General features: G+C 68.1%; 5 protein-coding genes. 4 read left to right on the top strand and 1 reads right to left on the bottom strand.

All coding sequences use genetic code 11. From position 1 onward, the window contains the following. Positions 1-120: 120 nt before the first annotated feature. Positions 121-822: a hypothetical protein gene (locus E6K79_09145; protein TMQ63800.1), complete on the top strand. Its 702-nt coding sequence runs from the start codon at positions 121-123 to the stop codon at positions 820-822. A gap of 17 nt (positions 823-839) precedes the next feature. Here the strand turns inward: E6K79_09145 and E6K79_09140 are convergent, their stop codons facing one another. After that, positions 840-2,285 (bottom strand): DUF2029 domain-containing protein, encoded by a 1,446-nt coding sequence (locus E6K79_09140; protein ID TMQ63799.1) that lies wholly within the window; start codon positions 2,283-2,285, stop codon positions 840-842. Between the two features lie 108 nt (positions 2,286-2,393). Between E6K79_09140 and E6K79_09135 the strand changes: the two genes are divergently transcribed. From E6K79_09135 to E6K79_09125, 3 genes are all read left to right on the top strand, one after another. After that, positions 2,394-2,858 carry a VOC family protein gene (locus tag E6K79_09135; GenBank protein ID TMQ63798.1) on the top strand — a complete coding sequence of 155 codons (465 nt, stop codon included), beginning with the start codon at positions 2,394-2,396 and terminating at the stop codon, positions 2,856-2,858. Further along, complete coding sequence (locus tag E6K79_09130) at positions 2,858-3,817, top strand: cysteine synthase family protein (GenBank protein TMQ63905.1); 960 nt, start codon at positions 2,858-2,860, stop codon at positions 3,815-3,817. The genes E6K79_09135 and E6K79_09130 overlap by 1 nt, the downstream gene beginning before the upstream one ends. A 378-nt stretch (positions 3,818-4,195) precedes the next feature. Next, complete coding sequence (locus tag E6K79_09125; GenBank protein ID TMQ63797.1) at positions 4,196-12,553, top strand: hypothetical protein; 8,358 nt, start codon at positions 4,196-4,198, stop codon at positions 12,551-12,553. The last annotated feature ends 17 nt before the right edge of the window (positions 12,554-12,570 follow it).

The following is a 12,570-nucleotide window of genomic DNA, read 5'->3' as shown; positions in this document are numbered from 1 at the left end:
GTACTCGGAGTCATAATAGAACTGCGTCGGGCAGTTCCAGACTCGCGCGGCGCGGGTGGCCGCGACGTCCCCTGCCAGGGTCGGCACGGGCGTCCCCTCGGGCGTCAGGTAGGGACCCAGGTGCTCGATGGAGCGCATCGATCGAAGGGCTCGAGCCAGGCCCAACGCACGATCGACGTGCCCGAAGCATGGGAGCCACGCCTCGCGGCATGCTCCGGTCACGGCGCCGAACAGGGTCGTGTCGGCGATCTCGAACAGCTTGATGCAGTCGAAGCCGTCGGAGCGGTAGTGAAAGATCTTGCGCCGCCCTTCCTCGGGCGATGCGGTGTTCTTCGCGCCGATGGGCGGCGAGGCAAGGTAGAGAGACGGGCTCAAAATCTCGCCGCGCTGCATTCGGCGCCGTACGATCGGGTGATCGGGCGAGCCGATCGTGCTCCGCACGGTGGTGACCCCGTTCGCGACGAAGAATTCCAGATACGCATCGACTTCGGTCCAGTTGATCCCCGGCGACGGCATGTGGAAATGCATGTCGATGAGACCCGGAATCAGATAGCGCCCGGTACCGTCGATCACGGTCGCACCGGTCGGGATCACGGTCTTGGCCGCCGGCCCGAATGCGACGATGCGCGACCCGCTGACGACGACGGTCTGATGAGGGAGAACGCGCGCCGAGTCCATGGGAATCACGTTGACGTCCCGAAATGCGGTGACCGTTCGATTGCCGCGCGCGAGGCGCGGGAGGAGCGGCTTGAGGACCGAATCGGGTTCCCCGAGCGCGAGCGACGTCGCCGGCGAGGCGAGGAGGAACACAAGGAGTGCTAGCGCGAGCGCTCTTGGCTTCACGTCGTGGCGGCGATGGCGGCTTCTCGGCCGCTTCGCCTGAGGGCTACGATCGCAAGCGCGATCGTCACGACCTGCGGAATCGTGCTTAGCAAAGCAAGCAGCCTGGGATCCATCGGCCAGTCCATCGGCCACGCGATGTTGAGCGCGAGCCAGGTCAGCAGAACAGCGGCAAGCGTCTTCGGCGTTAGAGCGGACATCGCCCCCAGCAGCACCAAAAGGACGAGCGCCGGGAACCCGGCGTAGCCCTGCGGGAGAAATGGGCTGCGCAGCGTGGCCAGGATGATGATTCCCAGCCACACCAGCGGCTTCTGGCGCGCGGCCACCGGACGCCTACCGATGGCGACGATGACCGCGAGGAGGATCAGCGTGTAGATCCATCCGACAACCTTCGCGGCGGCGAATGTCATTCCCGGCGCGCCGAATAGCTTGAGCTTGAACACGAGCCCGGGGATCGAGTAGTTGATCGCAACGGCCATTGGATTGCGGAATGCGGGGAACGCCTCGCCGCCGACGAGGCCCGGGAGATGGTCGAGAAATGCCACGAAGGGTGCCGAGCCGATATCGATCACGGTGACGGCCGCCAGGGCGACGCTCATCCCCGCAGTCCAGGCCACGGCGCGCCACTCACGCCGCGCGATCAGGTACACGACGAGAAGGCCCGGGTAGAGCTTGCTCACCGTGGCATAGGCGAGGAGCGCTCCGCCCATCCCCCATCGTCGGCGCTCGAAGAGCGCCATGGCGAGGATCGAGATCGCGATCACCAATGCCTGCGCATTGCCCTTCTGCAGCACGCTCAGAGTCGGAGCTGCGGCCCACATGAGCGGTGAGAGCAGCAGTGCGCGCGTTCCCGCGGCGGGCCCCAGACCGCGGGCTAGAACCAGCATGGCCAGGAGAATGACGGCTGAATTCAATCCGAACCACATCATGCGGAACCGCAGGAAATCCGGGAATACGGTCCGAAGCGCTCGCGGCAAGAGAAGGAACGGCGGCGGGTACTCGTACACATCGATCTTGAACGGACCGATCATCCGCGCCTTTCGTATGGTGGTCGGATCGTCATCAGGGCTCGTGTAGAGCGAATCCGCGTAGATGTTGGGCACGTGATCCGCAGCGCGAGCGGCGACGAAGTAGGCCGAGAGGCAGGAGTGGCGGACCTCCCAGTCGCTGGCGGGAACTTGGGAGTAGCCTGGCTTCGTCGGGTCCACCATGAATACCGCGAGTCGCGCGAGCTGAACCAGGGCCGCGACCGTCGCCACGAGCGCGACGATCTTGAGTCCGCGTGGGCTGGCGGCTTCGTCGATCGGGACAAGCGGGCGCGCCCGCCAGGCCCATCCGACGAGCGCCGCGACGATGACCGCGATGACGAACGCGGCGGCAAGGGAGCCCACGGCTCCCGCCGCGATCGTGAATGCGAAAATTCCGCAGGCAAGACCGAACAACAGTGCGCATGATGCCCGAAACCTAAGGGTGTGCGGAGGTGATGTCCAGTACGAAAGCCGTGCGTGTGGCGAGCCAGGCGACTACTCTTGGACAGTGGAGGGCGAACGACCATGAGCCATGTCAAACCGATACCCGAAAACTCCTCCGTTCTGATTCCGATGCTGGTGTGCCGTGACCCTTCGGTGCAGGTCGACTTCTGCAAGACGACGTTCGGCGCCGCGGAGCTGGGGAGCCGATCAGGTCCGGATGGCACCGTGGCGCATGCCTTGCTGTCGATCGGCGGCGCGATGGTCATCATCGAAGCGGAGTGGCCGACCCTCGCGAGCCGTGCTCCCCAGCCGGACGGCAGCTCGCCGGTCGTAATCTTTGTTTACGTTGAGGACGTCGACAAGGTAGTAGAGCGGGCGGTTGCTGCGGGCGCGAAGGTCCTGCTCCCGGTGAAGAATCAGTTCTGGGGGGACCGCACCGGGCGGATTATCGATCCGATGGGACACGTGTGGACGATTGCCACGCGCATCGAAGAGACCTCGACCGAAGAGAGGAAGGAACGGTGGTCCAGCATCGTCAAAGGCTGATGCCGTCGGCACCGGCCAGCGCCGCGGGCCCGCCAAGCCTGAGGATTCTCGACGCGATCGGGAACACTCCGCTGGTCGAGCTTCGCCATGTCGTGCCGGCTGGGTCCGCCCGCGTCGTAGCGAAGCTGGAATCGACCAATCCCACGGGAAGCATGAAGGATCGCATGGCCAGGGCGTTGATCGAGCGCGCGGCCGCGGACGGACGGCTGTCGCCCGGAGGTACGGTCGTCGAGTACACGGCCGGCACGACCGGCATCTCCCTCGCGCTCGCGTGCACCGCGCTTGGATATCGGACCCACTTTGTCTTCTCGGACGCCTTCAGTGACGAGAAGCGCTGCACGATGCGCGCCCTTGGCGCAGAGATCACGGATGTGCCGAGCGAGAACGGGAAGATCACGGAAAAACTGATCAAGGCGATGATCCGAACCGCGGGAGAGATCGGTCGCCGGCCAGGACACTGGTCGTGCGATCAGTTGAACAATCGGGACGGGGAGGACGGCTACCACCCGCTCGGTGAAGAGATCTGGGAGCAGACCGGCAAGCGCGTCGATGCCTTCGTGCAGTCCGTCGGCACGGCGCACTCGATCCACGGTACGGCCCACGCACTGCGGCGCCACAACCCCAAGGTGCGCGTCTTCGCGGTAGAGCCCGCCGAGTCCGCCGTCCTTTCGGGCAAGCCTTCAGGGTCCCATCAGATCGAAGGGATCGGCATCGGCTTCATTCCTCCACTCTGGAAGCCCAACGAGGTCGATGAGATTTTCACGGTGACCACGGAAGAGGCGAAGGAGATGGCGCGGCGTCTGGCGCGGGAGGAGGCGATCTTTGCGGGAACGTCAACGGGCGCGAACGTGGTTGCGGCGATCCGGGTGGCGGAACGCCTCGGCTCCAAGGCGACCGTAGCCACCATCGTGGTCGACTCGGGGTTGCGCTACGTCAGCGCGGACGTGTTCCGACCCTAATTCCAGCAAAGCGGTCGATCCCACGTGCGCACTCTCGCTCGGGACGAAGGTCCAACTGCCCCATCCCTGCTACTATAGGTTGGTCGCCCTGATCGGGGCCGCGGGCTCCCCGCGGTCCTTTCCGAAAGGACTACAGGCCTTTGCTAGGCACTCACGACACGCCGTCCCGCGCCGCTCCCCATGCGGCCCCGGCCCACCAATCGCTGATCGGCCTTGACTCCAGCCCACTGCACGGCGAGCTCCTCGGCGTCGAGCGCCTGGAAGAACGCCGGATTCACGCTCTCGCGAAACCCGCGGCGTGGCCCCCCCCGGCTGCTGCGCCGCCTGTCCGACGATACGCGCGTACTCCGTGACGCGTATCGCATTCTGGCCGGCGACGTGCGGCACGGCGAGCCGATCGCGCCCGCCGCAGAGTGGCTGCTCGACAACTTTCACCTGGTCGAAGGCGAGATACGCGAGATACGCCATCACCTTCCGACTCGGTACTACCTCGAGCTTCCGAAGCTCGCCACGCGCGAACTCGTCGGGACCGCTCGCGTATACGCCATGGCGGTGGAGCTGCTCCGCTACAGCGACGCACGACTCGACGCTCGCCGGCTAAACCGGTTCATCTACGCCTATCAAACCGTCGCACCCCTCACGATTGGCGAGCTATGGGCGTGGCCCAGCATGCTCAAGCTCGCGCTGATCGAGCACCTGCGCCGGCTCTCCGAGGAATTGATCGACAGCCGCGCGGGCCGCCTCGAGGCGGATCGATGTTTCGCCGACTTCGAGAGCGCGCGGGAAAGCGGCCGCGTGCCCCTCCTTCCGGAGGTCCTCCACGTGGCGTTCGTGGACCAACTGCTGCAGCGCATGCGAGAGTACGGCGCCGGCGCCGCCGGGCTCAGGAGGCAGCTGGAGGTGCGGCTGGATGCCGCCAGCACGACGGTGGAGGACGCCGTGCGCGCCGAGCATCAGCGACAGGCGATGAACAACCTCTCGATGGGCAACTCCATCACCAGCCTCAGGCTGTGCGCCACGCTCGATTGGAACGAGTACGTCGAGGGCGTCAGCCTGATCGAACAGATCCTCCAGCGCGATCCACAAGGCGTCTACCGCCGGATGGAGTTCAACAGCCGCGATCGCTACCGCCACGCGGTCGAGGCGCTGGCAGACCCGACCGGCGAGGCCCAAGTGAGGGTCGCGCTGCGCGCCATCGAGAGCGCCCGTCAGGCGGCGGAAAAGCTGGGCACCGATTCCAGAACCGCACACGTAGGTTACCACCTGATCGGACGCGGCCGCCGCGAGCTGGAGAGCGACGTCGCCCACCACCCCCGACTGCCGATACGCCTGAAGCGCCTGGTGTTTGAGCATGCCACGCCCATCTACCTCGGCTCTCTCGCCGCGCTCACGGGGATCGGGGTGGCGACCGCGGTGGCGGCGGCGCGAGCGGCGCGGGCACCGCAGTGGATGTGGATCTGGGTCGGCGCGCTCGCGCTCATTCCCGTAAGCGAATTCGCGGTGGCGCTCATGCACCGGGTGGTCCACCGGATCGCGAGGCCGTGGCCGCTGCCGCGCCTCGACTTGCGCGGCGGCGTGCCCGAACACGCTCGGACCATGGTCATTGTTCCCACCCTCGTTTCCTCGGTCGAGGGCGCGCGGGCTCTTGTCGAGCGCCTCGAGGTGCACGCGCTCGGCAATATGGATCCGCATATCCATTTCGCATTGCTCACGGACTTCCCGGACGCGCCGTGCGAGCACCTGGCGGGCGAGGACGAGGTACTCGGGGCAGCGATCGCGGCGATCGAGGCACTCAATGCGCGCTACGCGCCCGGCGCGGCCGACCGCTTCTACCTCTTCCATCGCGCTCGCCGCTGGAACGGCAGCGAGGGCGTCTGGATGGGCTGGGAGCGTAAGCGCGGCAAGATCGAGGAGTTCAACCGGTTGCTGCGGGGCGCCACCGATACGAGTTTCACAGTGAGGGTGGGCGATCCCGAGATCCTGCCGCGCGTCCGCTACTGCATCACGCTCGACAGTGACACCCGCCTGCCGCGCGATGCGGCGCGGCAACTAATCGGTGTAATCGAGCACCCGCTCAATCGTCCGCGTTTTGACCACGCGCTCCGGCGCGTCGTCGAGGGCTACGGGATCCTCCAGCCCAGGGTCAGCGTCACGATGGCGAGCGCGGCCGGCTCGCTCTTCGCCCGGGCCTACGCCGGGCACACCGGCATCGATCCCTACACGACCGCGGTTTCCGACACGTACCAGGACCTTTTCGCTGAAGGCATCTTCACCGGCAAGGGGCTGTACGATGTGGATGCCTTCTCGGCAGCGCTCGAGGGTCGGGTGGCCGAGAACGCCATGCTCTCGCATGACCTGTTCGAGGGCCTGTTCGCGCGCTGCGCGCTGATCTCGGATATCGAGGTCGTGGACGACTTTCCCTCGAGCGTGCTCACCCACGCTCGGCGTCAGCACCGTTGGGTGCGCGGCGACTGGCAGATCTTGTTCTGCCTCCTCCCGGTGACGCCGACGCGGCACGGCCTCGAACGCACCCAGCTGCCCCTCATCAGCCGCTGGAAGGTCCTCGACAACCTGCGCCGCAGCCTGCTCGCACCGGCGCTCGTGGCGGTGCTGGCCTCGGCGTGGACCTGGCTCCCGGGCTCGCCGCTCGCCTGGACCGTGGCGACGCTCGCGGTGCTCGGGTTTCCGTTGGCCCCGCCCCTGGTGCACTTCGCCGGCGGCCCGCGTCCTCTGCAGCCGCTCGGCGTGTTCCTGCACGACGTGTGGGCGGAGCTGCAGACGGCCGGCGCTCAGGTGCTGCTCCAGATCGTTTTGCTCCCCTATCACGCGCTCGAGATGGTGCACGCCATCGTCCTGTCCCTCGTCCGTATGGTGATCACGCAGCGACGGCTGCTCGAGTGGGAGACCGCAGCCGCGACCGCCGCCCGCGCCGCCGGGCTGCTCGCGCGCCAGGGCCCGCGCGTCTTCATCGCCGAGATGTGGGCGGGCCCCGCGGCCGCCCTGGTTTTGCTGCTGGGAGTGGTGCCGCTCCGGGCCACCGCGTTGCCGCTGGCGCTGCCGTTCCTGGCAGCCTGGCTCGCCTCGCCGCTGGTCGCGTGGTGGCTCAGCCGGCCGGTGGTCCCGCGGCGCTTGGCGCTCGGCGCGGAAGACACGGAACAGTTGCGCCGCATCGCGCGCCGGACCTGGCACTATTTCGAGCGATTCACCACGGCGCACGATCACTGGCTGCCGCCCGACAACGTGCAGGAGAATCCAGATCTGCGCATCGCGCACCGCACGTCGCCGACCAACATCAGCATGGGCTTGCTCTCGACGCTCGCCGCGCACGACCTTGGCTACATCGGGACCGCCTTCTTCACCGACCGGATCGAGAACACGCTCGAGATCGTCGAGGCGTTGGAGCGTTACGAAGGACACTTGCTGAACTGGTACGACACGGAAAGCCTCGCGCCGCTTGTGCCGCGCTACGTATCAACCGTGGACAGCGGCAATCTCGCCGGTGTGCTCATGACGCTCTCGGCCGGGCTGCGCGAGCTCGCCGCGGGTAGGGGTGACGACGATCGAATCGGGGCGGGCGTCGCCGACACGGCGGGCGTGTTGGACGACGCGCTCGCGACGCTAGGGCGTCACGCGCACGGCGCCGCGCCTCTGCGGGCCGCCTGCGCGCTCGCCGAGGGCGAGCTCGACACGCTGCGCGCCGCGCTGGGCAGCGAGGGGCCGGCGACCGAGCGCCTCGCGGCCGCAGCGCGCCACCTTGCCGGCGTGCGCACGGCGCTCGAGCGGGTCGCCGCCGTGGCGCCCGCCGGTCCCGAGGCCGACGACATCACCGTATGGGGTCGCCTGCTCGACGAGGCGCTCGCCCCGGCGCACGGTCTCCCAACGCCCTCCAATGTGCCGAGCGAACGACTCGAGAATCTCGCCCGCCGCTGCGACGCGCTCGCGGACGGCATCAACTGGACGTTTTTGTACGACCGCACGCGCGGCGCGTTCTCGATCGGTTACCGTCTGGCGGATGCCGAGGGGCCTGGTCGCCTCGACGCCTCGTACTACGATCTGCTGGCGTCCGAGGCCCGCCTCGCGAGCTTCATCGCCATCGCCCGCGGTGACGTGCCCCAGGAGCACTGGTTCCGGCTCTCGCGCGCCCTCGTGAGCGTCGAGGGCTCCACCACGCTCGTGTCCTGGAGCGGCTCGATGTTCGAGTACCTGATGCCGCTGCTGATGCTTCGCAGCCATCCCGAGACCCTGCTCGAGAACACATGCCGCGCGGTGGTGCGAGCGCAGGTTCTCTACGGACAACGTCACCGGGTGCCATGGGGCATCTCAGAGTCGGCCTTCGACTCCGTGGACCCGCACGGAACCTACCAGTACAAGGCCTTCGGCGTCCCCGGCCTCGGGCTCAAACGCGGGCTCGGCGAAGACCTGGTCATCGCGCCCTACGCCACCGCGCTTGCCGCCCTGGTCGATCCCGCCGCCGCCGCGGCCAACTTCCGCCGCCTCGCACGCGAGGGGGCCGTGGGGCGGTTCGGGTTCCACGAGGCACTCGACTACACGCCACGCAAGGGTCCGGTTCTCGAAGGCGAGGCGGCGCCCGACCATGCTCGCTTCCACGGCGTGCGGGCATACTTCGCCCACCATCAGGGCATGAGCTTGGGCGCGCTCGCGAACGCCGTGCTCGGCGCCCCGATGGTGCGCCGCTTCCATTCGGATCCCCGCGTGCAGGCTACCGAGCCGCTGCTGCAGGAGCGCGTGCCGCGCTTCGTGCCCGTCATCCGGCCGCGTCCGGCCGAGTCCACGCGTGTCGAGCCGGTGGCGCCCGTTCTGTCGCCGAGGCGCTTCAGCTCGCCGCACACGCTCTACCCGAGCGCGCAGTTCCTGTCGAACGGCCAATACACCACTGTGGTGACGAACGGCGGGGGCGGCGCGAGTACTTGGCGTGGACGCGCTGTGACTCGGCAGCGCGATGACCCGACCTGCGATCCGGGGGGCCAGTTCATCTACCTACGGGACGTGCGCAGCGGCCTGATCTGGTCGGCCGCCCACCAGCCGGTCTGTCGCGAGCCCGAACGCTACCGGGTGACCTATCGCGCCGACGGGGCCCTTTACGTACGTACGGACGACGGCATCGAAACCCGGCTCGAGGTCACGGTCTCGCCCGAGGACGACGTCGAGGTGCGCCGAGTGTCGCTGGTCAATCACACCGATCTCCTGCGCGAGATCGAGGTCACGAGCCTGGTGGAGATCGTGCTCGCTCCGCACGCCGAGGACCTCTCCCACCCCGCGTTCCTCAAGCTCTTCCTCGAGACCGAGTACCGCCCTGAGTGCATGGCCCTGCTGTGCGGCCGCCGCCCGCGCTCGCCCGACGAGCAGGCGCCGTGGGCGGTGCACGTGCTGAGCGCCGAGGGCGGTGTCCACGGCGCCATCGAGTGGGAGACCGACCGCAAGCGATTCCTCGGGCGCGGGCGCACGCCCGAGAATCCTATCGCGCTCGACGGCCGGGCGCTCTCGGGCACAACGGGCGCGGTGCTCGATCCGGTCCTGAGCCTGCGCCGCCGTGTGCGGATCGCCCCCGGAGGGCAGGTGCGCCTCGCATTTGCGACCGGCGTCGCAGCGACCAGGGCCGCCGCCCTAGCCCTGGCCGAGAAATACGACGATCCGACTTCGGCCGCCCGCACCTTCGCGCTCGCGGCCACCCAGACCCAGCTGCTGCTGCGTCACCTTGGCATCTCGACCGACGAAGCGCAGCTCTACGAGCGGCTCGCCTCGCGCGTGCTCTGGACCGACGCCGCGCTCCGTGCCTCCCCCACGATTTTCGCGAGCAACACCCTCGGCCAAGCCGGCCTCTGGGCCCACGGCATCTCCGGCGATCTCCCGATCCTGATCGTGCGCGTGGTCGAGGAGGGCGATCTTTCCCTGGTGCGCCAAGCGCTGCGCGCGCAGGAATACTGGCGGCTGAAGGGCCTCAGTGCCGACGTCGTCATTCTCAACGAGCATCCGGTGAGCTATCTGGACGAGATGCACGAGCAGCTCGAGGGCCTGCTTGAGAAGGGGCCGTGGGCCGCGTGGAGACAGCGCCCCGGCGGAGTGTTCCTGCTGCGCGGCGACGGCATGCCTGAGGCGGAGCGCACGGTCCTGCTGGCGGTCGCGCGTGCGGTGCTGAGCGGCGAGCGCGGCGACCTCGCGGACCAGCTCGGCCTTCCCTACCCCGAGCCGACCTGGCCGGAGCCACTGGTGTCGCCCTCGCTGTCAGAGGGAGAAACGACCAACGATGCCGCGGCGGAGGTCGAAGCGCCGCCGCTCGCGCTCGCGAACGGACTCGGCGGATTCACCGCCGGAGGGCGCGAGTACGCGATCGTGCTTCAGGGCGATGCCGACACTCCGCAGCCGTGGGTGAACGTGATCGCGAACGAGCGCTTCGGTACCGTGGTCGGTGCCACCGGCTCGGCCTGGACTTGGGCCGGGAACAGTCGAGAGAATCGTCTGACCCCGTTCGGTAACGACGCGGTTAGCGAGTTCAGCGGCGAGGCCCTCTATCTACGCGACGAGGATTCCGCGGAGGTATGGGGCGCCACTCCGGGCCCGCTCCAGCGAGCGCCCGAGGGCGGCCGCTGGGTCACGCGTCATGGCGCCGGGGTCACGCGATACGCCCACCGCGATCACGGCGTCACCTGCGAGCTGGCGGTGTTCGTGCACGCCGATGAGCCGGTCAAGCTCTCTCTGGTTTCGCTGACCAACCACACCGCGCTCCCACGGCGCCTGAGCGTATTTGCCTACAACGAGTGGGCGCTCTGCCCGCCGCGCGCGGGCGAGCAGCGCTTCGTGGTCACCGAGCAGGACGCTGAGACGAGCGTCGTCTTGGCTCGCAATACCTACAACTCGGACTTCATGGGCCGCGTGGCGTTCGCGCACGCAAGCCAGCCGCCCGCTTCGGCAACAGCCGACCGGCTCGAATTCCTGGGGCGGAACGGCTCGTTGCGGCGACCGGCTGCGCTCAAGCGAGTTTCCCTGGGGCAGCGCTTCGGCGCCGGCCTCGATCCGTGCGCCGCGCTTCAGATCCGTGTTGATCTCAATCCCGGCGAGACCAAGCAGGTCGTGGTGCTGCTGGGCCAGGGCGACGACCGCGCGCACGCGCTGGCACTGGCGAGCCGGCTTGGCAGCGTCCGCGCCGCGCGCTCGGCGTTGGAGCAGGTCGAGCAGCGCTGGGACGAGTTGCTCGGCGCCGTGCAGATCGAGACGCCGGATGATTCGTTCGACCTGATCATGAATCGGTGGCTGCTCTACCAGGCGGTGAGCTCGCGGCTGTGGGGTCGCACTGGTTTCTTTCAGCCGGGCGGCGCCTATGGCTTCCGCGATCAGCTCCAGGACGTGATGGCGCTCGGCTTCGCGCGGCCGAACCTCCTCCGCGATCACTTGCTGCGTTGCGCCTCACGCCAGTTCATCGAAGGCGACGTGCAGCACTGGTGGCACGAGCACAGCGGGCGCGGCGTGCGCACCCGGTGCTCCGACGACCTGCTGTGGCTGCCGTACGCCGTGGCCCACTATGTGAAGCACACTGGGGATCACGCGGTGCTCGATGTGCCCGTGCCATTCTTGGAGTCGCCCATACTCCAACCCGGCGAGCTGGAGGCCTACGGTCAGCCCGCGACCAGGGGGGAGAGCGGAACACTCTACGAGCACTGCATCCGCGCCATCGAGCGTCGGCTCACCGTCGGCGCGCATGGCCTTCCCCTGATCGGCACCGGGGACTGGAACGACGGCATGAACCGTGTCGGACACCAGGGCCGCGGCGAGAGCGTCTGGCTCGGCTGGTTCCTGTCGAAGATCCTTCACGATTTCTCCGCGTTGGTGAGAGCGCGCGGGGACACGGCGCGCGCAGTCCGTTGGGCCGGAGAGCGCGAGCGAATGGCGACGATGCTCGAGCAGGCGTGGGATGGCGACTGGTACCGCCGCGCCTACTTCGACGACGGCACCCCGCTCGGCTCGGCCCAAGCGCAGGAGTGCAGGATCGACGCGATCTCGCAGTCCTGGGCCGTGCTCTCGCGAGTGGCGCCGCGGCGCAGGGCCGAGCGCGCCATGGACGCGGTTCGCATGCAGCTGGTGCGACGCGACACCGGCGTGATTCAGTTGCTCGCCCCGCCGTTCGACCAGTCGTCGCTCGACCCTGGCTACATTAGGGGTTACATACCGGGGGTGCGCGAGAACGGAGGTCAGTACACGCACGCCGCGATCTGGACGGTGATGGCGATGGCGCACCTCGGTAGCGGAGACGAGGCGGTCGAGCTTTTCCACATGCTGAATCCGATCAATCACAATCGCACCCCGGCCGATGTCGAGCGCTACCAGGTGGAGCCCTACGTCGTGGCGGCCGATGTCTACACGCACCCGGCGCATATCGGCCGTGGCGGCTGGACCTGGTATACCGGGTCTGCCGCCTGGATGTATCGCCTCGGCCTCGAGTCGATCCTCGGACTCAGGCGTCGTGGCCAGCGCTTTTCAGTGGCACCGTGCGTTCCCGGAACATGGAACGGCTTCGTGGTGCGGTGGCGCTATGGCCGGAGCCTCTACGAGATCACGGTGGAAAATCCTGGTCGTACGAACCGCGGCGTCGCGGAGGCGGTATTGGACGGCGACCGGGTCGACGCCCGGTCGATCCCGCTGGTCGACGACGGCGCTACGCATCGACTTCGAGTGGTGATGGGCGAGCCGGTGCCCGAGGCCGCGCCGACGCCCACGCTATAGCGCACGCGTCCATTGAG

Source organism: Candidatus Eisenbacteria bacterium (genome assembly GCA_005893305.1).
GTDB lineage: Bacteria > Eisenbacteria > RBG-16-71-46 > SZUA-252 > SZUA-252 > WS-9.
Note: the sequence above shows the minus strand (reverse complement) of the source record. Positions and strands in the feature narration are given on the sequence as shown.

Bases quoted from the DNA above. Each gene is read 5' to 3' on its own strand.
- E6K79_09135 (TMQ63798.1), top strand. From the start codon at position 2,394: ATGAGCCATGTCAAACCGATACCCGAAAACTCCTCCGTTCTGATTCCG.
- E6K79_09130 (TMQ63905.1), top strand. From the start codon at position 2,858: ATGCCGTCGGCACCGGCCAGCGCCGCGGGCCCGCCAAGCCTGAGGATT.